The sequence below is a fragment of the Thalassospira mesophila genome (assembly GCF_002115755.1).
Lineage (GTDB): Bacteria > Pseudomonadota > Alphaproteobacteria > Rhodospirillales > Thalassospiraceae > Thalassospira > Thalassospira mesophila.
Genome location: NZ_JFKA01000010.1, coordinates 78562 through 103880 on the forward strand (window position 1 = coordinate 78562; position 25319 = coordinate 103880).

Here is a 25319-nt window from a genome sequence, read left to right on the forward strand (position 1 = left end):
AGCACCAGCCTGCATGGCTGGGTTATTCACCGACCGGTTGATCGGCCATATAAACGTGTTCCGGCTTTCCCGCCAGATAAGATTTTGCCGGTTGAACCAAAAATCTTCCGGCCTTGATCGCGGTGCGCCCCAGCAGCATGGGAAAACCCATCAAGGAGCGGTTCGCAAGCGATAATTCCACCTTCACCCGATGGTGCCCCACCGCAATATGGCTGGCGATAATATAGCGTTCATCCTGCTTGCCGTTCGAGCTGCGAATATGGCGAATGGCCAACAAAGGGGCCTGACAGTTTACCCGACCATGCCCGTCACCGCGATAATGGGGCAAAACAAATTTGACGAATTTTTTATGATCAATTTCAACCAGCTCGATATGGGTCGCGTGCAGCGAAGATGTCCGCGCCCCGGTATCAACCTTGGCCTTCATCAGGGGCACGCCCAAATCGGGCAACCCGATCCATTCGCGCCAGCCTAAAACATGGCCCCCTGCCACCAGGGCATCGGTTTGCGATTTAACGGTCTGTTTCGCGAGATTGCGTTTTTCGATCACACAACTGTTCCTGCCTGTTAATGGAACACCCTGTATAGCGCCAACGGTTTCAGCCACCTATTGCAAAAAACAGGGCCTTTTCACTTTGGCATGATCAACGCGTAAGACAAGAACAGCCTGATTTATCGCCCGCCAAAGCATAGTCGCGTCCTGACCGGTCCAACCCGCTGGCGCACCTAAAGGCTTTCTTCCATCACGGAACGCACCAGTGGCAAGGTAACGGCGCGTTTTTCGGCCAGTGCCCGGCGGTCAATCGCGGCAACAAGCTGGGCCAGGGCCGCAAAGGACCGTTCAATACGCGGCACAATATAGGCAACAATTTGCGGTGCCGGGGCGATCTGCCGGTCGGCAAACAGTTTGATCAGCAACCCGACCAGCAAATCGTCATCCGGCGGGGAAATTTCACAGACAAGGGCGGCCCCCAGGCGCGAGCGCAAATCAGCCAAACGCACATTCCAGCGCGATGGCGGCTGCTGTGCGGTCAGCAACAAATGCCCGTTGCGTTCTTTCAACATGTTGTAAAGATGAAAACACACCGTTTCATCAAGGGCCAGATCGGCATCTTCAATCACAAGGCCGGTATCATCGCCCAACAATATATCGGCATCGGCACCGATAAGGTCGGCCCCGGCCACACTTGATGCCCCGGACCGCGCCCGCCACACTTCGGCCAGGTGGCTTTTGCCCGACCCTGCCGGGCCATACAGGCACAATGCGGGTACCGGCCAGGCTGGCCATCGGTCGATCCAGGCAACGGCCTCGCGGTTGCAATTGGTTACCATGAAATCCGCGCGTGCCAGTGCCGGGCGCATCTCCAGCGCCAGGGGCAATTGCTGCGGCATCACGGGTTCCATCATCGGTGCGGTCATTGTTGGGGTTTCAATTTCATCATAGCTGCGGATCATTTCGTCCGTCGGATTTTTTGGGACTCGTGCCCGTATCCGTATCGAGGCCCGCCGGTTGTTGCGGGTTTACGACGGCATTGCCGCCCGATACTTGTTTGGCATTCCCCGGCACGGCAACAACATTAACATCGCCGCCAGCATTGGCACCGGCCGCAATCGGGTGCGGCGCGTGGCTATACAACCGGCTGTCCAGATACTGCGCCAGCGCATATCGCACCAGCACGCCAATGGCGGCAGCCACCGGCACTGCCAGCATCACGCCAAGCAAACCAAATACGGCCCCACCTGCCAGCAAGGCAAACATCACCCAAACGGCATGCAGCCCCACCTTGTCGCCCACCAGCTTGGGTGTCAGGAAGTTGCCTTCCATTAACTGGCCCAGCACAAACACGCCAATAACAAACACCACATCCAGACCAATGCCAAACTGGGCAATGGCAACCCCCAGCCCAACGGCAAAGCCCACCATCATGCCAAAATAGGGCACAAACGATAAAATGCCGGTCATAAGCCCGATCAAAAAGCCGAATTCCAGCCCCACCAGCGTCAGGCCTAGGCCATAAAACAGGCCCAGCAACAAACATACCGTGGATTGCCCGCGCACAAACCCGGCCAGGGTGACATCAATTTCGCGCGCGCACTGGCGAATATCGGCCGCCGAACGGCGCGGAAGCCAGCTATCGACCTTGGCAACGATCTTGTCCCAGTCGCGCAGCAAATAAAATGACACCACCGGGGTGATAAACGCCAAACTGAGGAAGTTCAGCAAGGCCAGACCGCCAGTCAGAAGATTGCCAAAAATATTCCCCGCCCATTTAATGGCGTTGGCGGTTTGCCCCTTGATCGATTCGCCAACACTGTTGAGCGTTTCAGGCGCAATTTTATCGGTAATATGCTGAATATAAGGACCAGCCTGATTGCGCAAATCCACAATATAACCCGGCAACCGTTCAAGAAAGCCAGCCAGCTGGCTGCCGATCAAGGGCACAATCAGCAACAAAACAAAAATGAAAACCAGAAAGAACAGGGCTGTGATAATGGCCGTCGCCACCGAGCGGCTAAGCCCCCGTGCTTCAAGTTTATCGGCCAGCGGATCAAGAAAATAGGCAATCGCCATGCCAGCAACAAACGGCAGCAGGATGCTTGAAAACAGCCACACCAGCAAAAAGAACGCCGCACAGGCCAAAAGCCAGAAACGCACCTGATCGCGAATCGTCATGTCGGTTCCCCGTTTACCCTGCGAAAGTCCATAGCGGTTGTTGCCATTTCCGATCCATCCCCGATATCAGCCAAAGCAGCGACACAGAACAGAATGCCGGATCGCATCACGACCAAAGCCAAAACAGGCCCGCACACGCCAATTGGCAGTGCGTCCCCGTTTAAATCCGGCCCATCGTGCGGGTCCCGTGCTGGCCTGCCCCGCAGACGTGATGCCGCCTTATATCATTGCCGCATCACCGCGAAAGGCAATTTGCCCGATAGCCCCAGGCGATCCCCGACAATCAGGGATTTGCCATCAATTTTGCCAACCGGTCGCTGCCCGATGGTTCAACAAACCACAATTGGTCAATTTGTTGCAAATCAAGGTTTTGCTGCGCCAGGGCAATACGAAACTGGTCGGGCGTGCCTGCAAACTCAACGTCAATCTGCACTTCGCGCCGTGACATCGCCACAACCCGCATCAGTTTGATCACCGGCAGGTTTTCCAGCCGGTTTTCAATGCCCGCCCAATCATCCATCCCCGTAATCGGCACAAACACCATTAATTCGCCGCTGGCACCGTAATCAATCATGCTGGCCTGTTTCCAGCTGCTTTCCAGCTTTGCGCGCACATCGGCGGCCGCACGTTCCATCATCGTCGAAACCGACTCGCCCGCAGCAAGGCTTTCATGAACACCAAAAACCTGCGGCGAACCGTTTGCGTCATATCGTGTTACCGACACATCAACCGATTGTGCATCGCCATCTCCACTCATCGTGGCATCGGCAACCGCCACATTGGCGCCATAGCGCTGGCCAATTTTGTTAACCGCTGTTTGATCACCGCTTTGCGCCTGTTCGACCGAAACAGTGCCAATATCATCAAGATCGCCCACGGGCAAAGACACCGGCACCAGCCCGCTATCGCCCGAAACCTTGCCCCAGGCATCGCGCCACGGGTTGGGATCATCCCACAGGTTGGTATAGCCTTGCGCGGAATAAACCGGCAAAATCAAAACCTTGCGCGCAGATGTTTCGGCAAAGGGAACATTGCGGTTGCGTAAAAACGCCCGCACCTGGTCGGCCTTGAAGCGCACGGTCATATCGGCGATATAACGCACCGACGAAGTTTTTTCGTTCGACACGCCAAAATCACGCACCATATTGATAATCGTGCGTTGATCGGGGATCGACACGCCCCCCCCACCATCCGAAACGGTTAACCGGTTGATCAACCGTGAAAATGCGGCGTGCTGGCCACTGGCAAGCGCCACGTCGCGGGCCTTGGTGGCGCTATCGGCTTTTTCATCAACGTGAACGCCGCTAACGGTATATAAATCCTGCGCAAGGGCAGGCACTGCTGCCCCTGAAACCAGCACAAAAATTCCGGTCATAATCCCGGCCAGCAGATGAATTGGTTTTAATCGATCCAGCACGTTTGCCTCTTTGCCCGTTTTGTCATGGTTCAGGCCCCTGAAATTGGTTTGCCTGTGCCTTATTGCCAGCGCAGCTTCACAGAGACCTTGTTGCATAGGTAACGCATGACGGAAAGAAAAGTCTCCCATGCACAGCAGATGATTGCATTCATCACGGGTTTGAGTATTTTCGGGCCAGCGGAATTTATCAAGTCCGCGTTTATCATCGCTACCATGTTATCAATGCCGGGTGACGATGATAAACGCGGGCTTATCCGCTTTCCCTTTTAAATCCAGTGAGTGCGAGGATCGCCCATGACCGCCCGCAACGGCCTCACCTATAAGGACTCCGGCGTTGATATTGATGCTGGCAACGCCCTTGTCGATGCAATTAAACCCTTGGCCAAGGCCACCAGCCGTTCCGGTGTTTCCGGCGGACTGGGTGGATTCGGCGCACTGTTTGACTTAAAAGCTGCCGGTTACAACGACCCGGTGCTGGTTTCATGCACCGACGGTGTTGGTACCAAGCTGAAAGTCGCTTTTCTGGCTGACAAACACGACACCGTTGGTATCGACCTTGTCGCCATGAGCGTGAACGACCTGGTTGTTCAGGGTGCCGAGCCGCTGTTGTTTCTTGATTATTTTGCCACCGGCAAACTTGCTGTCGATAAAGCAACCGATGTGGTTGCCGGTATCGCCGAAGGCTGCAAGCAAGCCGGTTGCGCCTTGATCGGGGGCGAAACCGCCGAAATGCCCGGCATGTATGCCGATGGCGAATATGATCTGGCGGGCTTTGCTGTCGGTGCCGCCGAACGCGGCAACCTGCTTGATGGCAGCACGGTTGCCGAAGGCGACGTTATTCTGGGTCTGGCATCGAGCGGTGTTCATTCCAACGGTTATTCGCTGGTGCGCAAGGTTGTTGAAAAAGCAGGCCTGAATTACGACGACGACGCCCCGTTCGCACCGGGCCAAAAAGTTGGCGAAGCATTGCTTGAACCGACTAAAATTTATGTCAAAAGCTGCCTTGCCGCGCACAAGGCCGGTTATGTAAAGGCCTTTGCCCACATCACCGGTGGCGGCCTAACCGAAAACGTGCCGCGCGTATTGCCCGAAACAGCAACCGCCGTTTTTGATGCCGATTGCTGGGACTTCCTGCCGATTTTCAAATGGCTGGCAGCAGAAGGCGGTATTCCATCGGTTGAGATGGCGCGCACCTTTAATTGCGGCATTGGCATGTGCGTGGTTGTTGCCGCCGATAAAGCCGATGCGACCGAGGCCCTGCTGCGCGAACATGGCGAAACCGTAAGCCAGATCGGCTTCATCGGCCCGCGTGCTGGCGATGGCCCGCAAGTGATCATTAAAAACATGGGCCGGGCATGGGAAAAGTAAACCGGCTGAAACTTGCTGTTCTGCTATCGGGCAGCGGCAGCAACCTGCAGGCCATTATCGATGCCTGCACTGCCGCTGACTACCCCGCCGAAATCGTGCTGGTATTTTCCAACCAACCCGATGCCAAAGGGCTGGATCGTGCGCGTGCCGCCGGGATCGAGGCCAAAAGCCTTGGCCATAAAGGTTATCCTGGCGGACGCGAAGCCTATGACCATGCGGTCAGCGAGCTGATTGCCCAAAGTGGTGCCGATCTGGTGGTACTGGCAGGTTATTTGCGACTGGTCAGCGAAAGTTTCGCCAAACGCTGGGAAGGACGGCTGATTAACATTCACCCGTCCCTGCTGCCGTCGTTCAAAGGCTTGCATGCGCACGAACAAACCATTGCCGCCGGGGTTAAATATTCCGGCTGCTCGGTTCATTTTGTTGTGCCCGAAATGGATGCAGGACCGATTATTGCCCAGGCCGTGGTGCCGGTATTGGCCGATGATGATGCCGCCAGCCTTGGCCAGCGCATTTTGCGCCAGGAACACCGGATTTACCCGCAAGTCATCCGCGCGATTGCCGAAGATCGCGTTGTTGTCGGCGATGATGGCCGCGTTACCGTGCATGATTCGCACAGCCCGGACTTTGCCCACATCAACCCGGTCCTTGCCCGGGGATGAAAGCACCGCTGGCGTCGATGGTGGCGCCAGCTTTGATTTTCGCTTGCTGCCAGAAACGGGTTCAACCACCGCGTTTTACGCAAAGGGTTGAATTGCGCAGCGAAAACCCGTCTTGCGCGCGATGGCACGCCCGTTTATAACAGGAATGACTCCGGAACAATTTGCCACCGAACCCGGCCTTGCTTGCGACGGTTTCGGTACGGCCCTGTGCCCGATTGTGGCAGTTTGGTGCCACATTGTTCTGGCGATGACCTTTTGTGAAATGGAGGCCCCTGTGCAGGGAAACGATTACGACCAGGCCCACACCCATAAAGATATTTATGCGGGCTATACCCGCTTTGTAAAATATTCCACCGGCAGCGTGATTGTGCTGGTGATTTTAATGGCGCTTTTTTTGCTGTAATTTCAGCAAGCTGTCCGTTTTCAAATTTTGCCGCACGCTTCAGGCGCGTTGGCCAAAGATAAAACCGCCCGTAAATTACGCGCGGTTTTTTTGTGCCCGGCCCACTCGCCACACCCGGTATTAACAGTGTTAACCGCAGAGTTTCAGAGGCGGGAAAGTTCAAAATTAGCGCGAATTCCGGCAGTTTTATCGCCATTAAATAGTTACATTCGCGGCACAAATTCACCCTTCTGGTGTTGTTTCATAAAACCATCAAAAAACAGCCACATCAAAGCGGGCTGGGAATTTCACCATTCTTTACGGAGGATGACATGCAAGGCAGTGAATACGACGCAAATCTGGTGCGCGAACATGAAAAAACCTGGCATAACTTTGTCTGGTTTTTATTCACCAACGTTCTGGCCGCAGCAGCAACCTTGTTGTTTCTGATGATTTTTTTCCTGTAACCAGAAACATTACGGTACCAAACCTTCCCTTGCGGGTTCGGGTCACACGGGCGGCTGTGCCACCCTCCCCGAGCCCGCCATGCCCTTTTGGTAATGTTAAAATACGATAAGGCTGCGCGGCCCTAACCTTGGGCTGAATACGCGGCAAGGTCCGACCTTATAACGGGTAAAACACTGATATCGCGGGAAAAAAGACCGCTGATGACCAAAATTGTGGGTCAAAGTGGGCTGTTTGCCAACTTTGCTTATTGAACCGCTGGTCTGCCCCCCAATGTATAGGAACGCAATTGCATCCGGGGACAGCAACAATGCCATTTAACAAAAATATCAGCCAGCGCCTGTTATTCGCCTTCATCACCATGGCAGTAATTACTGCCATTACGGGGATAGCAGGAATAACCTTTACCCTTGGCATGGGCAAAGAAGCCGACAAGGTCGCGGTTGAACTTGCGCCGCTTGGCGACGCAGCCATGGAAATCAAACTTACCGCCACCCGCGCCCATCTGGTATTTGAAGAAATAATGTCGGGCGATGGGACCGAAGACATCAACGAGGTGTGGGACCTTCTGGCGGAATGCGCCTGGTATGTTGATGCCATCATTTCAGGCGGCGAGAACGACGAAGGGGCCTTTGTTGCCAGCCAGAATGCCGGTGTGCAAAGCAAAATGGCGCATGTTAAAAAATCGGTGGCTGAATTCACCGCCAGCGCCCATCAGCGCTATGACGCCAAGCTGACACAGGGCAACAACGCAAACCTCAAAGCGGGCAGCAGTGCCGACGAAAAATTCGACGCATCCTTTGACCAGTTCATCGCACTGGCCGACGACGCCGAAGAATTAATTCATGATGACATGGATACCGGCGTTGCCGAAATGCGCACGCATGTTGAAGCATCCGTCCTGACCATGATTGTCATCACCATTGCCGGCTTTGCCGTTGCTGCGCTGTTTTCAATTTACGCCCGCAACAATATCTCGCGCCGGATTGATCAACTCTCCGACGACATGAAAGCGCTGGCCGCAGGCAAGGCAGGCACCGATGTTCGCTTCACCGATGATGTTGATGAAATTGGCGACATGGCCCGTTCCGTGCAGGTGTTTCAACGCAACATGGCACAAACAGAACAGCTTTCGGCCGAAAAAGCCCGAAATCAGGAACAGCTTGATCGGGCCAATGAAAAGCGCAATCAGGCGATTACCCAGTTCGATCACGAAATTGCCACCGTGGTTACCGGTGTTTCCGCCGCGGCCAGCAAAATAGACCAGACATCGACCGCGCTGACCAAAAACGGCAAGGCAAACCTTGTGATGGCCGAGGAAGTCAACCTTGCGTCATCAAGTGCCAATGGCAGTGTCGAAACCGTTGCCGCCGCCGCCGAAGAACTGACCCATTCCATTCGCGACATTACCCAGCAGGCCAATACATCGTCCGAAATTGCCCGTCAGGCCGTGTCGCAGGCCGATCACACCAACCACCTGGTGGCGGGGCTTGCCAATTCGGCCGCCCATATTGGCGAAGTGCTGGGGCTGATTTCCGATATCGCCAACCAGACCAATCTTCTGGCGCTTAACGCCACCATCGAGGCGGCCCGTGCCGGTGATGCCGGCAAGGGGTTTGCCGTTGTGGCCTCCGAAGTGAAAAATCTGGCCACCCAAACCGCGCGCGCAACCGAAGAAATCAGCAAACAGATTGGCGATATTCAAACCGCCACGCGCGAATCGGTTACTGCGATCGAGGAAATATCGCGGATCATTTCCAACATGGACGATATTTCCTCCTCTATCGCCACCGCCATGAGCCAGCAGGCCGATGCCACCCGCGACATTGCCCAAAACGTGCAAAACGCGTCTGACGGCACCTATCAGGCGGCACAAAAGGCTGGCACGATCCAGACTGCCGTCTCGGAAAGCCAGATGACAGCCAGCGAGCTTGCCGCTGCCGCACATCAGCTTACCGCCAGCGCGCAATCCTTGCGCTCGTCGGTCGACGGCTTTTTTGGCAAAGTGCGCGATTGACCCTCGGGCAACAAGCCTGGTCAAAATTCCGGTTTATAAACCCGATATGCAAACAACAAAAAACGCCCCGCACATATCGCGCGGGGCGTTTTTTACATTTCCAGCCCCCGCAAAAGCGGGGCCTGCCCGAATTAACCGACGATGTCGGTCTGGGCGAAGAAATATGCAATTTCGTTTGCTGCATTTTCAAGCGAGTCTGAACCATGGACCGAATTTGCTTCGATCGATTCAGCGAACAGCTTGCGAATGGTGCCCTCATCGGCATTTGCCGGGTTGGTAGCGCCCATTACTTCGCGATATTTTGCAACGGCATTTTCGCCTTCCAGAACCTGGATGACGACGGGGCCGGAAACCATGAAGTCCACCAGTTCGCCAAAGAACGAACGTTCCTTGTGAACGGCATAAAAACCTTCAGCCTGTTCACGGGTGAGACGAGCACGTTTCTGAGCAACAACGCGCAGACCAGCTTCTTCGATCACTGCATTGATCTTGCCGGTCAGATTGCGACGGGTTGCGTCAGGCTTGATGATGGACAAAGTACGTTCGACAGCCATTGGTTTCACCTAGGTACTTGTAAAATTTCATTACCCCCAAGATGAGGTTGGCGCTATATAAACGGCCTTTTCGCCCAACGCAACACATAGTTAACCATTCGCATTTCAGCCCTGCGTTTCACGCATCGGGCCTTTATCACCCTTCTGGCGTGAACAATCCCTTTAAAAACCGGCAGTTCCAACATGTTGGCACCCTATACAAAGGTGCAAAACCGCCGAGATGACAGTTTCAAGAATCCTTGCGTCTTCGCGCCCCCTGCCCTATTGAAGGGCAGAGAAATAACCGATTCCGTTACACAGGCGACAGTATGCTCAATATTTCCAACATCATCTACCGCATCGGCGGCCGGATGATCTTTGACCAAACCAGTCTTACCATTCCGGCCGGACACAAAATCGGCCTGATTGGCAGCAATGGCGCGGGGAAATCTACGCTGCTGAAACTGATCGCCGGCCAACTTATGCTTGATGGCGGCGAGATCAGCCTCAACGCCCGTGTCCGCATGGGCATGGTGTCGCAGGAGGCCCCTGCCGGGTCGCGATCCTTGCTTGATACCGTGCTTGCCGCCGATACCGAGCGCGCCAATCTGCTGGCCGAGGCCGAAACCGCCACCGACGGCCACCGCATTGCCGAAATTCACACCCGTCTGGCCGATATTGATGCCCACACCGCCGAAGCACGCGCGGCATCCATTCTTTCGGGCCTTGGTTTTGACGGCGAAGCCCAGTTGCGCGCCTGTGATGACTTCTCGGGCGGTTGGCGCATGCGTGTCGCCCTGGCGGCCACCCTGTTTTTGCAGCCCGACCTTCTGCTGCTTGACGAACCGACCAACCACCTCGATCTTGAAGCCACCATCTGGCTGGAACAATATCTGATCAGCTATCCCGGCACGATCATTCTGGTCAGCCATGACCGTGATTTGTTAAACCGGGCAGTTAAACATATTGTTCATCTGCACAATGCCCAGCTAACCCTGTATGGCGGCAATTACGATAAATTTGCCAAAACCCGCCGCGAACAGATGGAACTGGCATCAAAGCATTACGAAAAACAGATTGCCCAGCAAAAACACCTGCAATCTTTTATCGACCGCTTTCGCGCCAAGGCCAGCAAGGCCAAACAGGCGCAAAGCCGTGTCAAAATGCTGGAAAAAATGGGCCCGGCCATTGCCGTGGTCGAAGACCGCAGCATCACATTTGATTTCCCAAGCCCGCAGGAACTGCCGCCGCCCCTGATCACAATTGATAACGGCGATGTCGGCTATAACGGCAAACCCGTTTTGCGCGACCTTAACCTGCGCATCGATATGGATGACCGTATTGCCCTGCTGGGTGCCAATGGTAACGGGAAATCCACGCTGGCAAAGCTTCTGTCTGACAAACTTGAACTGATGAACGGCCAGAAGGTTTCGTCAAACAAGTTGCGGATTGGCTATTTTGCCCAGCACCAGACCGACGAACTGGTCATGGAAAACACCCCCTACCAGCATTTGGCCGCCTTGATGCCCAACGTGATCGAAAGCAAGGTTCGTGCCCAGTTGGGTCGCTTTGCCTTTGAAGGCGACAAGGGCAATACCAAGGTTAAAAACCTGTCGGGTGGCGAAAAAGCACGGTTGCTGTTTGCCTTGATGACGCTTGATGCCCCGCACATGCTGATCCTTGACGAACCGACCAACCACCTTGACATTGATGCCCGCGACGCCCTGAACCATGCGCTTAATAATTACGAAGGTGCCGTGATCATCATCAGCCATGATCCATATTTGATCGAGGCCTGTGCCGACCGCCTGTTGCTGGTCGCTGATGGCACAGTCAGCAATTTTGACGGCGACGTAAACGAATATCGCCAATATTTGCTGGATCGTGCGCGCGCCGATCGCCGGGCAGGCAAAAGCTCGGTTGCAGCAACGCCGGACCAAAAACGCGACCGCAAGGCTGAACGTCAGGCTGCGGCCGAAAAACGCAAGGTTGCCGCCCCGCTGCGCAAGGAAGTTGAAAAACTTGAAAAACAGATGGCGCAATGCACCACCAAAATTGCCGCGATTGAAGCCGAGCTGACCGATCAGTCGCTTTATACCGCAGGCAGTGCCGACCGCCTGAACAAGCTGCAGTTGGATATGGCCAAGGTTAAAGCCGATCTGGCCAAAACCGAAAGCCTGTGGCTGGAAAAGCAGGAAGAATACGAAATAATGGTCGCGTAACGCTTACCTGACCATCAGGGCATAACCATTGCCCGTCGCCCAAACAAAACGGCCCCGGGAGCATTTCCCGGGGCCGTTTTTTCGTTAAGTCCAGTCAGAATTACCGATTAAAATACCGGAACCACTGCGCCATCATATTTTTTGTTGATGAAGTCGCGAATGGTGTCTGAATTATAGGATTCCACCAGAATTTTGACCCAGGGCTGATCCTTGTCATCGGTGCGGGTGACGATCACGTTGGCATAGGGGCTATCCTTGCTTTCAATCGCGATCGAATCCTTGGTCGGGTTCAGCTTGGCTTCGATGGCATAGTTGGTGTTGATCGCAGCGGCATCAACATCGGCCATCGAACGCGGCAGCTGGGCCGCATCAAGTTCAATAAAATCAAACCCTTTGGGGTTCTCGGTGATATCAAGCGGGCTGACCACCAAACCGGCATCCGGATCAACCTTGATCAGGCCTTTGGCCTGCAACAGCAACAATGCACGGCCGCCATTGGTCGGGTCGTTCGGGATCGAAATTTTGGCGCCATCGGGCAGGTCATTCAGGCTTTTGTATTTGTCGGAATAAATGCCCATCGGGGTGACAAAGTTATAACCGACAACCGACAAATGATACCCGCGGTCTTTGATCTGGTTATCAAGGTACGGCACGTGCTGGAAGCTGTTGGCATCAAGATCGCCATCATCAAGTGCCTGGTTGGGCAGCACATAATCGCTGAAGGTGACAATGTCGAGCTTCAGGCCCTTTTGCGCCGCAACCTTGGCAACCTGTTCCATGATTTCTTCATGTTCGCCGGCAGTGACGCCAATTTTGATTTCATCCTTGGCAAAGGCCGGGATGGCAAGGCTGGCCGTCAGAATGACAGCCGCACTCAGGGTTTTGAAAAACCGCATGGGAAGGCTCCTTTTAAGCTGCATTTTAAATGTTAAATGCGGGAATGTGTAAAATAGTCAGATATTGCGTTTGTCGGCCTTGCGCGCCAAATGATCGCCCAGCATTTGCACCGCCTGGACCACCACAATCAGCGTCACAACAACGGCGGCCATCACATCGGGGCGAAACCGCTGATAACCATAGCGAATACCAAGGTCACCCAGGCCACCGGCCCCAACGGCCCCCACCATCGCCGAATACCCGACAAGGGTAACCGCCGTTAAGGTCAGGCCATGAATGATGGCAGGCAGGGCTTCGGGCAATAAAACCTTGGTCACCACCTGCATCGGGCGGGCCCCCATGGCGTGGGCGGCCTCGATCAGGCCGCCGTCAACTTCACGCACCGCCCCTTCAATAATGCGGGCAATAAACGGGATCGCCGCGACTGTCAGCGGCACAATGGCCGCCGATGTGCCAATCGATGTGCCCACCACAAAACGGGTAAACGGAATAATGGCAACCGCCAGAATGATAAACGGCACCGAACGCGTGGCGTTTACAATCGGCCCGATGGTTTTTTGAAAAACCGGTGCTTCAAAAAGCTCGCCCCGGCCCGATGTTGCCAGCAACACGCCCAGAGGCAGACCAACCAGCGCGCCAATCGCCAGCGATGCAAACACCATATAAAGGGTTTCCAGCGTCGCCTGCCCTAAAATGGGAAGAAGTGTGGACCACATGGCTTAACCCTCCTGCCCGATAGATGTACTTGCAGGCGATGCTGCACGGGATGGCACACCGGGTTTAAAATCCAGAAATTCGTCGGCCAGCAGGGATTGGGTTGTCGGATGTTGCGGATTGGCAAAAATGCCATCCACGGCACCCTGTTCAACAATCACGCCGCCATCCATCACGGCAACGCGGTCGCAAAGCTGTTTCACCACCGCCATTTCGTGGGTAATCACCACCATGGTCAGGCCAAGGCGTTTGTTAATATCGCGCAAAAGCGCCAATATCTGCCGGGTGGTTTCCGGGTCCAGCGCCGAGGTCACTTCGTCGCACAAAACAACCTTGGGGTTGCTCGACAGGGCGCGCGCAATGCCGACGCGCTGCTTTTGCCCACCCGACAATTCAGCCGGATAACGGTCGCGTTTGTCTTCCAGACCAACTAACGGCAATAACGGGTCAATCGCGGCGGCAATTTCGGCCTTGCTGGCCCCCGCCAATTCAAGTGGCAAGGCGATATTGTCGTAAACCGTGCGCGAGGATAGCAAATTGAAATGCTGAAACACCATGCCCAACTGGCGGCGAAACAGCGGTAAATCGCGTTTCGCAAGTGTGGTCACATCGGTGCCATCGACAATGACACGGCCCGATGTTGGCATTTCCAGCAAATTGATGCAGCGAATAAGGGTAGATTTCCCGGCCCCGGAACGGCCAATCACGCCGACAATTTCGCCCGCTGCAATATCAAGGTCGATACCGCGCAACGCAACATGTTCGGGGCTGCCCCGCCGGGCAGGATATGTTTTGTGCAGGTCGGTCAGCCGGATCATGGCGCCCTCCTTTTCAACATAAAAAAACCGTCTGCGGCATCACCGAGACGGTCGTTGCAAAAGGCGCACGCCCAACTCGCTTTAGCCGTATTTATTACGCGCCCGCAAGCTGAGAAGCAAATCGGCGCGTTAGATGACAATTATATAAACATGCCTGAATATGTAATTCAACGCTCCACTTCATGCATTTCACGCATGGCTTGTATGTATCGCCATAAAACTACAGCATATTTTCGTTAATAATCAACGATCCCCGACCATCAAACCACCGCAAGACCGATAATCTAAAAATTGGTATTTTTGCCTGAACCCGCGAAGCGCCAGCGCCCACCGGGAAGGCCACCCGCAACGCCATGGAAAGGATCAGCTTTCCGCTTTCTTTTCCCACGCCCCAGCCGGTGATTGCTGCCAGTAGGACAATTTATGTCCTGCATCTTTCCAGGTTTTCCAGCGCGTGCGGGCTTCGGCCACCGCATCAAAATCGCGGTCGTCAAACAGCATGATCACGCGTTCATAATCGGCAATCTTTTCGCTGTTCGCCCGGTCGGTCAGAAACAGGAACTGGGCGTTATTGGGGTTTTCATCGGTGATGGTCAACCATACCGGCTGTAACTCGGCATCGCCATCCTGTGCGCTGCCATGTGGCAACCAGCTGGCCTTGTCATAGGTCCACAGCAGGGTATTTAACGCATCAAGCCGGGCGTCGCCCTGTGTCAACACAACGGCGCGCTTTTCGCGCTCCAGTGTTTTTAACAAAAGCGTCGGCAAGGCCCGCTCCAGCGGGGTATTGGTCAGATGGTAAAACCAGATATCGCTCATAGATGTGTCATACGATGCAAAACGACACCGGGGCAAGGATTGTCCCTGCCCCGGCATGGTAAAAGCAAAATCAGCCTTCGTGATTATCGGCAACAAAGCGATCAAGCAGGCGCACGCCATAGCCGGTCGCGCCCTTCGGGGCCACTTCGCTGTCTTTGGTCGCCCAGGCCATAGCCGCAATATCAAGATGCGCCCACGGGCGATCCTTGGTGATAAAGCGTTTCAGGAACTGTGCCGCCGTGATCGACCCTGCCGGACGACCACCCACGTTTTTCATGTCGGCAATGTCGGATTTCAGCTGATCATCATAGGCCTTGCCAAGCGGCAAGCGCCAGACCGGCTCGTTCACGGCAAGGCCCGCATTGGTGATCTGGGTTGAAAGGTCATCATTATTGGAAAACAACCCGCCATTTTCATAGCCCAGCGCAATGATAATCGCCCCGGTCAGGGTTGCCAGATCGACAATCAGGCTCGGATCGTATTTTTCCTGCACATAGGTCAGGGCATCACACAAAACCAGACGGCCTTCGGCATCGGTATTGATCACTTCAATGGTCTGACCCGACATCGATGTCACCACATCGCCCGGGCGCTGCGCGGTTGAAGACGGCATGTTTTCAACCAGACCAATCACACCAATAACGTTTGATTTGGCATTACGGCCCGCCAGTGCCTTCATCAGGCCCGAGACAACACCGGCACCGCCCATGTCAAACTTCATGTCTTCCATGCCAGCCGCCGGTTTGATCGAAATCCCGCCGGTATCAAAGGTCACCCCCTTGCCAACAAAGGCAATCGGGGCTTCTTTTTTCTTGCCACCGTTCCAGCGCATCACCACCAGATAAGGTTTTTGTGCCGAGCCCTGCGCCACGCCCAAAAGCGCGCCCATGCCCAGCTTTTTCATTTCTTTTTCGTCAAGAACGTCAATCTCGACACCCAGCTTTTCCAAAGCACGTACTTCGGCAACAAAGCTTTCAGGGTACAGAACGTTTGCCGGTTCAGACACCAGATCACGGGTGAAGAACACACCGTCGATCACTTTTTTGGCGCTCTCATACTGCTTTTTGGCTTCTTTGGGTTCCTTCAGGGCCACCAGAACCGATTTCAAAACCGGTTTGTCGTCTTTGGTTTCGGTGGTGCGGTATTTGTCAAACCGGTAATCGCGAAGGGCGGCACCGGTGGCAAAATCGCTGGCGAGGTTGTCCATATCAAACAGGACGGTGATTTCTTTTTCGCCGGTTGCCTGTGCGGCAAGGGTGACCTGCCCGCCCAGTTTTTGCGCGGCAATCACGTCAAATTCGGCTTCGCTGCCAATGCCGAAAATAACAATGCGCGACAGTTCAACATGTGCGGGTGAAAGAACCTGCAAATTCTGGCCGAACTTGCCCTTAAAGGTCGATGCCTTGATCGCCCGTGCAACCGCACCCTTGGTGGCTTCATCAAGGGCAACAGCACTGGGCATCAGATCGCCGCCCTCGGTGGCAAAGGCCACAACCGCGCCGGAAGCCGGAACTGCGAGATCGGAAAAAGTGATCTTCATATCGGAAAGGACTCCTGAAATTTTCTGGGTCTGTTTATGGTCTTAATCCGCCACCCGATTGCGGACATATCGCGAATGTATCCTGTTCAGGTTAAAAACCCGATCCTCCCAATTTAACGAGATGCCCGCCGAAAGAAAGGGGTATCCCGTAAAGAAACAAAAAAATCATTCATTTTGGCCGCTTGTCGCTTTTAGAAAATTGCTAAAAATCAAGGCGGCAATTTTCCAGTCATGCACCATGGCGAAAATCGCATCAGAACTGCAAGGTCACATCATGGTTTCGCGCCCCATTCCCATCCTGATCACCGATCCCGCCGCAACTGCCCCGGCATCAAAGCCTACATGGCCCATCTGGCGGGGGGCTTTTCGGCCGCTCTTTCTGCTGGCCGGGGTGCAGGCTATTGTTGGCGTTGTGTGGTGGTTATCATCCATGATTCACGGGCTGTGGGCCCCGCAACTGGGCACAACCGCGCTTTGGCATGGTCATGAAATGATTTTTGCCTTTGGCGGCGCGGCACTGGGCGGCTTTTTGCTCACCGCGATTGCCAACTGGACAGGCCGCCCGCCCCTGCAAGGCCGGGCCATTATCCTGCTGACCCTGTGCTGGCTGGCGGGAAGGGTCGCCATGATTTTTGCCGCCAACATCAATGTCGCTGTTTTGCTGATCGCCGAGCTGTCTTATTTCGCTGTGCTGATTATTTTTGCCGCCCGCGAGCTGATTTTGGGCAACAACCGGCGCAATTTAAAACTGCTGGCGATTATTGGCACCCTTGCCTTCATTGATGCCCTGTTCGTGCTGGCCGCGACCGATGTTATCGCACTTGATGCCGACCTTTTCCCGCGCGCCGGTATTTTTGTTTTCATGGTTCTGATCGCCCTTATTGGCGGGCGCATCATTCCCGGCTTCACCCGCAACTGGCTGATCCGCGCCGGGAAATTACCCGGCATTGCCGAACCGGTTTCGTTTAACCGCTTCGATGCGCTGTGCATGGGCGCGCTCATCGCGTCGGCCATTCTGGCCTTTACCCCGTGGCACCGGGGGGCCGCCATTGTTTTAATGGTAACGGGGGTTTTGCACTATGCCCGGCTGGCGCGCTGGCGCGGTATTCATACCGTTCGCGAACCACTGGTAATTATGCTGCACGCCGCCTATTTCTGGCTGCCAACCAGCCTGATGCTGATCGGTTTTGCTCTGCTGCGCCCCGATTTATACGGTATCAACGATGCCCTTCATGCCGGTGGTGCCGGGGCCATGGCCTGCATGATCATGGCCGTGGGTGGGCGCGCGGCACTGGGCCATACCGGGCGCGCCCTTGTGGCGGGCACGCTTTATACCGCCGGGTTTTCGCTAATCTGGCTGGCAACCGCCCTGCGCCTGATCGCCCCGGTTGCGGGCAGCCATTATTTAACAATCCTGGCGGCAGCAACCTTATGCTGGGTTGGTGGCTGGTTACTGTTCGTGCTGCGCTATGCCCCGATACTGATTGGCGCACCATTGAAAAAGGGGTAACACCAGTGCCCGGCGTGCCTAAACCGGCATGTCGAGCATATCATCCGCCCACAAGCCCATGCCCGCAGCGCTGCCTTTAACATATTCCACCTGACCACCGTCGGCATCGCCGGTTAAAATCCAGCCATGGCGTTCATAAAACCCGTGCGCACGAATTTTGGGGTTGGCTTCGGTGGTCAGCGATATTTCATCGCAGCCTTGGGCAAACAGCCAGTCTTCGGCGGTTTTTAACAGGGCAGAACCTATGCCCTGCCCTGCATATTCGGGGTCTACAAACAGCGCCCACAAGGTGGCCTCTTTGGGCAGGGCAATGGCAAAGCCGGTGATAATACCGCGCGCGCCCACCGCACCACCCGTTTCGGCCACCCAAACGCCGGTGCCGTTTTCAAGCCAGTTAAACCATGCCGTTTTGGTAATGCCGCGCGTCGCCAGCTCCGCCATGGTCAGGCGGTTTTCGGTAACCTTCAACCGAATGGCAAAAACAGCATCCACATCGCTGGCAATGGCGGGGCGTATGTTCAAATTATTTGGTCCCATGATTGACTTATCCATCGCAAATGTCGGCGGCGTCGATTTAAATAAGCTCCTGCTTTTCAAACGACTTCTGGTCACTGACGTTCCACAAGATCAATAAGCCTCAAAAAATGCCTAGTACGAAAAAGTTCGGGTGCCGCTTTTTCGATTTCAGACAGCATTTGCGACAGCTCGAACGGCACCACAGACATTGTTTCCGGTATAATTGCGTCAAGAACAGACAAAACTTCCTGAGGAAATCTGGAAACGAGTGGCTCATCGTCATCTAACGTCATATCCAGACTGAAAAGTCCATTTCCACTTGAAACTGGCACCAAAAACTTTCTTACCGCCTGTAATACTGTAGGAAAATGATCTCCAGATCGGCTCAACAATAGAACCCACTCAGCAACCAAACTACTGGTTCGATATTTGCGTTCCAACGGCCAGGCATTGGTAATGAATGGAACAACATGATCAACCCAGCCATTAGACTCCTCACAACCAAAACGTGTAAGAAAATGAACAACATGACTGCGGCTACGGTCATTCATTCTTCTTAGACAGTTTCGCATTTCCCGATAAGTCAACCCATGCGGCTCGTTGGCATCAAATATCGCCATCGACGATAAAAGATCAACTGCAAGCTCTATATCCCCATCCGGCCATTTCCATTCATATACTTTTGGAAAAATTTGAAGAAGGTACGGCTTAACAGTCACCGCAACTTCTGGCGGAAACTTAGTTTCGCTGTATAAGAACCCGTTCCACGCGAACTCCGAAACGTCATTATTAGAACTGAATAACGGCACAAGCCGCGTCATAACCCACACAGGGTCAACCGAATAAAGCCATCCAATATAACGAGTTAAAATACAAACCGCATAATTTTTCTCGTTTCCGGGATTCTCCAAGAACCTTTCAATTCTTTGCCTGAAAGCACCAGGAATACCCGCATTTTCTTTTACCCCTAAAGTCTCCAATGCCTTTAGGATACCGTCCATCGCGTGCCCTGCCGGTTCATTAATGGCACACTCAAACAAACAGCGAGACCTTTGGGTAGCCTCATCCATTGCAATAACCTTCGCTGCCCCATCTTCTCCCAGGTCACTACGATCAATTATTATATTCGAGGCAAAATGGTCAAAAACACTCCACGCGACAAGAGGGCTTAAAGTGTAAATTTTATTCAGATTACCATTGATCCAACGACCAATATAATATTCAACTCCTTCAATTTTCTCAAATGGTAAACGCCCTAATTCTCGTGCAAAAACCAACAGAAATCGCCGGGTAACATTTTCTGGAAATTTATCAATTAATTGAAACCAAAACTCTGCCGGATACTCATCTCGACGCGCCTTATGAAGGAGAACGAGCAATGATCTTTTGGGGTTATTTTTAACCAGACCTATAAATGGCTTCTTCTCAAAAAAATCACCCCAACCTCTGCCGGGCATATTATCTAATCTTTCTGAAACTTCATTCACTGAAAGACCATCGAAAACCGCAGGTGCGTCATCTACCTTCACATATCCAAAATTGCCCCCTCTTTTTCTAACTATCTCTTTCGCAAACTCATCTCTCCAATTCGGCACTGTAGCTATTAATTCAGCCAAACGCTGTGTATGTGTTGGCGACAATTCGCATCCATTCAAACTCAGAAACTTGATATAACAAGCTACTTGACGGATACTTTCTTCTCGTTTAAAGTCTTCGCCCACTTCAGAGTAAAGTAACATTTTTTCAATCAACGATTCCTTTTCGTTGCGTGAAAAATCGCCCCACCGGTCCTGTAACAAAAACAAAACCTCACGTGAAACTTGATAATCCCAGAATATCTCCGGATCAACTTTAAGTAAAAAATTGACAACCTCTTCACCTGAAAACAGCAATCTATGGGCATCGGCAAAAAATTTTAATTTACGAAAGAAATAGGGATCACTTTCAGGCCAAAGCAGGACCCTGTTCCGCATCACTTCAGGATGATGCTCAACCATTCGAGAAAATAAACTCAAAAACCAGTCAAAAAAACCGGAAGTTCGTGTATCTGTTAACCTTCCCTCTGTTTCCCGCCCAGGGTAACAAGTCGGAACAGGGTAATAAGATACATTCAAATCCTGCAACATCATAATAGCCCGGCGGAAACAATTCTCCGCCGCAGAAATAACCACATCTAAATCACAGTCCGGAATTTCCAAATCCTGTTGATGCAGGTCGGGAAATTTAACGCTCAAATTCGCAATGTCTTTAACATCTGTATTCGCCCAACTACCAAGAGGAGCTTTGGATTTTTTGATACCTCCTAAAAAACTCGTGGCATATGAAGGCAACAAAAAATTTTCAAACTCTCGGATTACATGGTTTGACCAACCTTCAACGTCGATCATTCTTCTTAATTCAAACCAGTATGAACCATGCCGATCAGCTGAAACGGCTGTGTGCATCTCAACAAGCACGTTCCACATTTTTCGGGCATCGGAGGGCAGATCCTTCTGTCTTGTTAACGCATCACGCACAAACTTTAAAAAACTTGGATGTAAACGCCGTTGACGAAAAGCCCACCATGCAGCAATTGGGCTGTCCAGATGTTCAGAAATCCACCAAACAAGTGTCCCCAAACGAGAAGGTAGTGGCATATTATCAGCCGCAGGAAAGGCTCCGAGATCATGGATATTTTCTGGATTGTCATCACCGGGCCGCCAGCCAAGCAGATGATCGTGAATTCGCGCCTGCCAGTAGGAGTTCGCAGGGGGGCGTGCCGGGTCATCATCCAAGCCATAGGTTTGCAGTGGATCAAATATCTCTGCGTCTTCGCCATAGCCTTTAGAAATATCTGCAATACGGCAATTAACATCTAAAACGCAAAGCCATTCAGCCGTTATCTTCGGTGTCGCGTTGGCAAATGCGCGCGCCCCGGCTGTTGTGCGAACAACATGGGCAACTTGTCCACGCTGATATGCCTCTACTAATCTCGGCCCTTTACGTGCCAGATTTATTACATTTCCGCGCCACGCCCTTGGGTCATCAGCACGTTCAGCCCAAGCCTCAAACGTATCCCAAAGTGCTGAGTGATCATTGCCCTCCCCCGAATAAGCTATAGGAGTAACACCACGATCTCGCCATTTCGTTTCAATGTCTTCATGACGCCCACGGTCAAACGCATATAAATTGCGTTGATCAATCCCGCCATTCTGACTCAATCCCTGCAACAGGTATTTTACGGGTGGGTCATCTGCGCTATACCCAACAAGAACAACAGTATGATGTTTAATCAGTTCTCTAATAAAATTCGTTGCCCATGCTTCGGCCAAATAGGCGCGCCCAAAATCCGCGCTCCCTAATACGTAACTATCTGGTTGCCCAATATGACCATGAAGATAAGTAATGCCCGTGATTGAATCTCCATGCTCAAGCACTGGTAGGGTAGGCGCAACGCGTACTTGCAACAGTTCATCTTGGCCAAACTCAAACAAACGATCAAAATTCGTTGTTACCACTTGTGGCCGATGATCACGATCAGAGGAAATTCGACAAATTAACCTATGCTTGTCACTTGGATCATCATTCCTTGGCGCTCCAAGGCATTCAGAAACAATCGCATTCACTTCATCGCGACCATATTCCTGATACAAAGAATTGAACAACTGATCCAACGGGGTTTTGGCACCGTTGCCACCTATTTTCCAAGGTAGGAAGTCCCGCATTATGTCGCCGTTTTCATCGGGATCTAATTTATCTATGACATACTGTGCCAACCCTACAAAAGTTGGCATTCCTGCTGGAATCGAAACACCGGCACCGCACAGAAAAACACACCTTCCCTCATCTCTTTTTTGCAACAAATAGTCCGGTATGGCTGGTCCATTTGCATGAAATCTCACGTCACAACTATCCCTATTGATACCCGGTGCATTTAACCAAGTTTAACTCGTCACATAAGCAGCCGGAAATAGAAAACAGCCAGGAAAACTCTGTGATATAATCTGTTAGTCGTTAGCTAATTCACTGCCGCGCAGCACTTAACCGCACCGGCTGGCGTTTGCGGCCCCACTGCCCAGGCTTGGGGCCAAACACCCCGGCACAGGCGATTCCGCATTCAGTACAATTTCCGTGCGCATCCAGCTTCCAGTCCGAAAGCTCATACCAGTCCCGGCCAATCAGGCGGGTATGGCAGTTATGGCAATAGGTGCTAGAAGCCGCGTGGTCATGCACATTGCCGACATACACATAGCGCAGCCCGTTTTTAAGCGCGATCTCCCGCGCCCGGATCAGGGTTTGTGCGGGTGTTTGCGGGGTATCCATCATTTTCCAGTCGGGGTGAAAGGCGCTGAAATGCACCGGCTCATCGGGGCCAAGATTGGCCATGATCCAGCGGGTCATGGCATCAAACTCGCCATCGCTGTCATTTTCACCCGGTATCACCAGATTGGTCAGCTCAAACCACACCCCGGTTTCGCGCTTCAGATAAATCAGGGTTTCGAGAACATCATCCAGATGGGCCGAACACAGCTTGTGATAAAACGCCTCGGTAAAGCCTTTTAAATCCACATTGGCGGCATCCATATGGCGAAAAAACTCTGCCCGCGCATCCTTGCCAATATAGCCCGCCGTGACCGCAATGGTTTTAATCCCTGCCGCCCGGCAGGCCTTTGCCACATCCACCGCATATTCCAAAAAAATCACCGGGTCGTTATAGGTAAAGGCCACCGACGAACAGCCCCATTGTTTTGCGGTTTGCACAATCATATCGGGGGTGGCAAGGCTACCCACCGCATCCATCTGCCTTGCCTTGGAAATTTCATGGTTCTGGCAAAACTTGCAGGTCAGATTGCAGCCCGCCGTACCAAAGGACAAAACCGGGCTTCCGGGCAAAAAATGGTTCAGCGGCTTTTTCTCGACCGGATCAATACAAAACCCCGATGACCGCCCCCAGGTGGTCAGCACCATCTGGTCATTTTGCCGGGCACGGACAAAACACAGGCCGCGTTGCCCCTCGGCCAGCTTGCAATAACGCGGGCAGACATCGCACTGAATACGGCCATCATCCAGCCGGTGCCAGTAACGGCCCGGCACGGTGTCGACCAAAGGTGCTTGTATGCCGGGCAATGTCGGGGGTGCGGTCATCATGATCAGGTCCGCCTGTTAATAAAATGCAGCATCCTTTGAAAATCTAGTCTCGCGCGCTATCTTTTGCAAAGGATCGCAGATCAAAAGGGATGCGCCATGACCATTATTCGCCCCGCCGCCATTGCCGGTACGTTTTATCCTGCCGATGCCAGTGTGTTGCGCACAACCATTGCAAACCTGATGGCGTCTGCCGCCACCCACGCCCCCCATGAAAGCGCGCCCAAGGCCATCATCGTGCCCCATGCCGGGCTGGTGTTTTCCGGTGGCATTGCGGCAAACGGGTTTGCCACCATCCTGCCTGCGATCCATACCATCAAACGTTTGGTGATTATCGGCCCGGCCCATCGCATGGCGTTTCAAGGTATTGCCGTGGCCGATGCCACCGCGTTTGAAACGCCGCTGGGCACTGTGCCGGTGGATGAAGCGGCGATTAACAGCGTTCTGGCCCTGCCGCAGGTGCAGCGGCTTAACGCAGCACATGTGCAGGAACACGGGCTGGAAATTGAATTGCCGTTTATTCAGCATATTTTCGCAAATCAGCCCGAAGTGCAAATTGTGCCACTGCTGGTCAGCCGCTGTGCCGCCCACCAGATTGAAGAAGTGGTTGAAACACTGTGGGGCGGACCGGAAACCCTGATGGTGATTTCGTCCGACCTGTCGCATTTTCACGATGACGCCACGGCGTGCCAAATGGATGACCGCACCCGCCAATTGATTGAAAATTTCAGGGCTGAGGAACTGGGGTTTGACGATGCCTGTGGCTGCCTGGCGATTGTCGGCTTGCTGCGCGTGGCGCGCAAACGCGACATGAAAGTGAAAACGCTTTCACTGCAAAATTCCAGCGTCGCCAGTGGCGATACATCCCGTGTGGTTGGCTATGGCGCGTGGGCGTTTTACGATAGCGAAACAGCCATTTTACCTGATGATGAAAGCGGTTTCACCGATGCCACCCAAAACATTCTAAACCGGCATGGCAAAGGGTTGCTGCGCCTTGCCAGCCAGTCAATCCGCCATGGGCTGGCGCAGGATGCCCCCCTGCAAGCGAACATCGACACGTTGCCAGATGATCTAAACCACCCCGGTGCCTGTTTTGTGACCTTGAAGTTAAATGGCGATTTACGCGGGTGCATTGGTTCCATCATCGCACAGCGCGCTCTGGCGCAAGATGTGTGTGAAAACGCTTTCAAGGCGGCCTTTGACGACCCGCGCTTTGCCAAAATTACGGCGGCAGACCTGACGGATGATCTGGAAATGTCGATTTCGGTATTATCAAAACCACAGCCGTTTCCCTTTGAAAGCGAAGCCGATTTTATCGACAGGCTAACCCCGTTTGAGGACGGTATTATTTTATCTGATGGCAACAAACGCGGCCTTTTTTTGCCACAAGTCTGGGATCAACTGCCCGACCCGACAGATTTTACCCGCCACCTGAAACGCAAGGCAGGATTGCCGATGGATTACTGGTCAAACACGCTGACAGCGCAACGCTTTGTCACACGCGGGATTGAAAGCAAAACCGTGTTTGCACCGGGCACCCTTTGGGCAGAACACAACCATCACCGGTAAAGATACGGACTGGACCTTTCTTGTAAAATTGCCTAGGTCATCCCCTATGAACATATTCCCCCAGACAAAGGA

Annotated in this window: 21 protein-coding genes and 1 pseudogene; 9 read left to right on the top strand and 13 right to left on the bottom strand. The window is 53.3% G+C overall.

Annotated elements, in window-relative coordinates; translation table 11 throughout:
* Positions 1 to 22: 22 nt before the first annotated feature.
* From TMES_RS17630 to TMES_RS17645, 4 genes are all read right to left on the bottom strand, one after another.
* The gene (locus TMES_RS17630) at positions 23 to 550 is read right to left on the bottom strand and encodes an ATP-dependent zinc protease family protein (RefSeq protein WP_085584980.1); all 528 of its coding nucleotides are present in this window, start codon (positions 548 to 550) and stop codon (positions 23 to 25) included.
* Positions 551 to 726: 176 nt separating this feature from the next.
* Complete coding sequence (locus TMES_RS17635; protein ID WP_245835501.1) at positions 727 to 1455, bottom strand: HdaA/DnaA family protein; 729 nt, start codon at positions 1453 to 1455, stop codon at positions 727 to 729.
* Positions 1439 to 2674, bottom strand: a complete 1236-nt coding sequence (locus TMES_RS17640) for an AI-2E family transporter (protein ID WP_085584982.1) — start codon at positions 2672 to 2674, stop codon at positions 1439 to 1441. The genes TMES_RS17635 and TMES_RS17640 overlap by 17 nt, the downstream gene beginning before the upstream one ends.
* A 283-nt stretch (positions 2675 to 2957) precedes the next feature.
* Positions 2958 to 4049, bottom strand: coding sequence for a DUF2066 domain-containing protein (locus TMES_RS17645; protein WP_143589710.1), 1092 nt, complete (start codon positions 4047 to 4049; stop codon positions 2958 to 2960).
* Positions 4050 to 4196: 147 nt separating this feature from the next.
* Here TMES_RS17645 and TMES_RS22825 point away from each other — a divergent pair, with 147 nt between their 5' ends.
* The 6 genes from TMES_RS22825 to TMES_RS17665 all read left to right on the top strand — a co-directional run bounded on the left by TMES_RS22825 (position 4197) and on the right by TMES_RS17665 (position 8985).
* The gene (locus TMES_RS22825) at positions 4197 to 4361 is read left to right on the top strand and encodes a hypothetical protein (RefSeq protein ID WP_158091267.1); all 165 of its coding nucleotides are present in this window, start codon (positions 4197 to 4199) and stop codon (positions 4359 to 4361) included.
* 24 nt (positions 4362 to 4385) lie between these two features.
* The gene (purM, locus tag TMES_RS17650) at positions 4386 to 5459 is read left to right on the top strand and encodes a phosphoribosylformylglycinamidine cyclo-ligase (RefSeq protein WP_085584986.1); all 1074 of its coding nucleotides are present in this window, start codon (positions 4386 to 4388) and stop codon (positions 5457 to 5459) included.
* A complete protein-coding gene (gene purN, locus TMES_RS17655) occupies positions 5447 to 6121 on the top strand; it encodes a phosphoribosylglycinamide formyltransferase (RefSeq protein WP_085584988.1) in 675 nt (224 codons plus the stop codon). Before purM ends, purN begins: the two co-directional genes overlap by 13 nt.
* Positions 6122 to 6266: 145 nt before the next feature.
* The gene (locus TMES_RS17660; RefSeq protein ID WP_158091268.1) at positions 6267 to 6524 is read left to right on the top strand and encodes an aa3-type cytochrome c oxidase subunit IV; all 258 of its coding nucleotides are present in this window, start codon (positions 6267 to 6269) and stop codon (positions 6522 to 6524) included.
* Positions 6525 to 6835: 311 nt separating this feature from the next.
* Complete coding sequence (locus TMES_RS22675; protein WP_143589712.1) at positions 6836 to 6970, top strand: aa3-type cytochrome c oxidase subunit IV; 135 nt, start codon at positions 6836 to 6838, stop codon at positions 6968 to 6970.
* Positions 6971 to 7278: 308 nt separating this feature from the next.
* A complete protein-coding gene (locus tag TMES_RS17665) occupies positions 7279 to 8985 on the top strand; it encodes a methyl-accepting chemotaxis protein (RefSeq protein ID WP_085584992.1) in 1707 nt (568 codons plus the stop codon).
* Between the two features lie 131 nt (positions 8986 to 9116).
* Here the strand turns inward: TMES_RS17665 and ndk are convergent, their stop codons facing one another.
* The gene (ndk, locus tag TMES_RS17670; RefSeq protein ID WP_085584994.1) at positions 9117 to 9539 is read right to left on the bottom strand and encodes a nucleoside-diphosphate kinase; all 423 of its coding nucleotides are present in this window, start codon (positions 9537 to 9539) and stop codon (positions 9117 to 9119) included.
* 308 nt (positions 9540 to 9847) lie between these two features.
* On the opposite strand from ndk, the gene TMES_RS17675 reads away from it, so the two are divergent.
* Positions 9848 to 11740 (top strand): ABC-F family ATP-binding cassette domain-containing protein, encoded by a 1893-nt coding sequence (locus TMES_RS17675; RefSeq protein WP_085584996.1) that lies wholly within the window; start codon positions 9848 to 9850, stop codon positions 11738 to 11740.
* A 107-nt stretch (positions 11741 to 11847) separates the two neighbouring features.
* Here the strand turns inward: TMES_RS17675 and TMES_RS17680 are convergent, their stop codons facing one another.
* From TMES_RS17680 to TMES_RS17700, 5 genes and pseudogenes are all read right to left on the bottom strand, one after another.
* Entirely contained in the window at positions 11848 to 12636 is a 789-nt protein-coding gene (locus TMES_RS17680; RefSeq protein WP_085584998.1) for a MetQ/NlpA family ABC transporter substrate-binding protein, read from the bottom strand.
* A gap of 57 nt (positions 12637 to 12693) precedes the next feature.
* Positions 12694 to 13353, bottom strand: a complete 660-nt coding sequence (locus tag TMES_RS17685) for a methionine ABC transporter permease (RefSeq protein WP_085584999.1) — start codon at positions 13351 to 13353, stop codon at positions 12694 to 12696.
* An 87-nt stretch (positions 13354 to 13440) separates the two neighbouring features.
* Positions 13441 to 14169, bottom strand: a pseudogene (locus tag TMES_RS17690) (methionine ABC transporter ATP-binding protein); the annotation flags it as partial.
* Between the two features lie 363 nt (positions 14170 to 14532).
* The gene (locus TMES_RS17695) at positions 14533 to 14988 is read right to left on the bottom strand and encodes a DNA polymerase III subunit chi (protein WP_085585122.1); all 456 of its coding nucleotides are present in this window, start codon (positions 14986 to 14988) and stop codon (positions 14533 to 14535) included.
* Positions 14989 to 15058: 70 nt separating this feature from the next.
* Positions 15059 to 16528 carry a leucyl aminopeptidase gene (locus tag TMES_RS17700; RefSeq protein ID WP_085585003.1) on the bottom strand — a complete coding sequence of 490 codons (1470 nt, stop codon included), beginning with the start codon at positions 16526 to 16528 and terminating at the stop codon, positions 15059 to 15061.
* A 238-nt stretch (positions 16529 to 16766) separates the two neighbouring features.
* Between TMES_RS17700 and TMES_RS17705 the strand changes: the two genes are divergently transcribed.
* Positions 16767 to 18038 (top strand): NnrS family protein, encoded by a 1272-nt coding sequence (locus tag TMES_RS17705; protein ID WP_245835502.1) that lies wholly within the window; start codon positions 16767 to 16769, stop codon positions 18036 to 18038.
* Between the two features lie 18 nt (positions 18039 to 18056).
* Here TMES_RS17705 and TMES_RS17710 read toward each other — a convergent pair whose 3' ends face one another.
* The 3 genes from TMES_RS17710 to amrS form a co-directional block, all read right to left on the bottom strand.
* Entirely contained in the window at positions 18057 to 18575 is a 519-nt protein-coding gene (locus TMES_RS17710; protein ID WP_158091269.1) for a GNAT family N-acetyltransferase, read from the bottom strand.
* A gap of 71 nt (positions 18576 to 18646) precedes the next feature.
* Positions 18647 to 22435, bottom strand: coding sequence for an SIR2 family protein (locus tag TMES_RS17715; protein ID WP_143589713.1), 3789 nt, complete (start codon positions 22433 to 22435; stop codon positions 18647 to 18649).
* 121 nt (positions 22436 to 22556) lie between these two features.
* Positions 22557 to 23678 carry an AmmeMemoRadiSam system radical SAM enzyme gene (gene amrS / locus TMES_RS17720; RefSeq protein ID WP_085585126.1) on the bottom strand — a complete coding sequence of 374 codons (1122 nt, stop codon included), beginning with the start codon at positions 23676 to 23678 and terminating at the stop codon, positions 22557 to 22559.
* 99 nt (positions 23679 to 23777) lie between these two features.
* On the opposite strand from amrS, the gene amrB reads away from it, so the two are divergent.
* Positions 23778 to 25247 (top strand): AmmeMemoRadiSam system protein B, encoded by a 1470-nt coding sequence (gene amrB, locus TMES_RS17725; protein WP_085585009.1) that lies wholly within the window; start codon positions 23778 to 23780, stop codon positions 25245 to 25247.
* Positions 25248 to 25319 lie beyond the last annotated feature (72 nt).

Coding starts and splice junctions, on each gene's coding strand:
- TMES_RS17635 (WP_245835501.1), bottom strand. CDS start 1,455: ATGATCCGCAGCTATGATGAAATTGAAACCCCAACAATGACCGCACCG.
- TMES_RS17685 (WP_085584999.1), bottom strand. CDS start 13,353: ATGTGGTCCACACTTCTTCCCATTTTAGGGCAGGCGACGCTGGAAACC.
- TMES_RS22675 (WP_143589712.1), top strand. CDS start 6,836: ATGCAAGGCAGTGAATACGACGCAAATCTGGTGCGCGAACATGAAAAA.
- purN (WP_085584988.1), top strand. CDS start 5,447: ATGGGAAAAGTAAACCGGCTGAAACTTGCTGTTCTGCTATCGGGCAGC.
- purM (WP_085584986.1), top strand. CDS start 4,386: ATGACCGCCCGCAACGGCCTCACCTATAAGGACTCCGGCGTTGATATT.
- TMES_RS17640 (WP_085584982.1), bottom strand. CDS start 2,674: ATGACGATTCGCGATCAGGTGCGTTTCTGGCTTTTGGCCTGTGCGGCG.
- TMES_RS17660 (WP_158091268.1), top strand. CDS start 6,267: ATGACTCCGGAACAATTTGCCACCGAACCCGGCCTTGCTTGCGACGGT.
- TMES_RS17710 (WP_158091269.1), bottom strand. CDS start 18,575: ATGGGACCAAATAATTTGAACATACGCCCCGCCATTGCCAGCGATGTG.
- TMES_RS17680 (WP_085584998.1), bottom strand. CDS start 12,636: ATGCGGTTTTTCAAAACCCTGAGTGCGGCTGTCATTCTGACGGCCAGC.
- TMES_RS17700 (WP_085585003.1), bottom strand. CDS start 16,528: ATGAAGATCACTTTTTCCGATCTCGCAGTTCCGGCTTCCGGCGCGGTT.
- TMES_RS17645 (WP_143589710.1), bottom strand. CDS start 4,049: ATGACCGGAATTTTTGTGCTGGTTTCAGGGGCAGCAGTGCCTGCCCTT.
- TMES_RS17665 (WP_085584992.1), top strand. CDS start 7,279: ATGCCATTTAACAAAAATATCAGCCAGCGCCTGTTATTCGCCTTCATC.
- TMES_RS22825 (WP_158091267.1), top strand. CDS start 4,197: ATGACGGAAAGAAAAGTCTCCCATGCACAGCAGATGATTGCATTCATC.
- ndk (WP_085584994.1), bottom strand. CDS start 9,539: ATGGCTGTCGAACGTACTTTGTCCATCATCAAGCCTGACGCAACCCGT.
- TMES_RS17695 (WP_085585122.1), bottom strand. CDS start 14,988: ATGAGCGATATCTGGTTTTACCATCTGACCAATACCCCGCTGGAGCGG.
- TMES_RS17705 (WP_245835502.1), top strand. CDS start 16,767: ATGGCGAAAATCGCATCAGAACTGCAAGGTCACATCATGGTTTCGCGC.
- amrB (WP_085585009.1), top strand. CDS start 23,778: ATGACCATTATTCGCCCCGCCGCCATTGCCGGTACGTTTTATCCTGCC.
- TMES_RS17675 (WP_085584996.1), top strand. CDS start 9,848: ATGCTCAATATTTCCAACATCATCTACCGCATCGGCGGCCGGATGATC.
- amrS (WP_085585126.1), bottom strand. CDS start 23,678: ATGACCGCACCCCCGACATTGCCCGGCATACAAGCACCTTTGGTCGAC.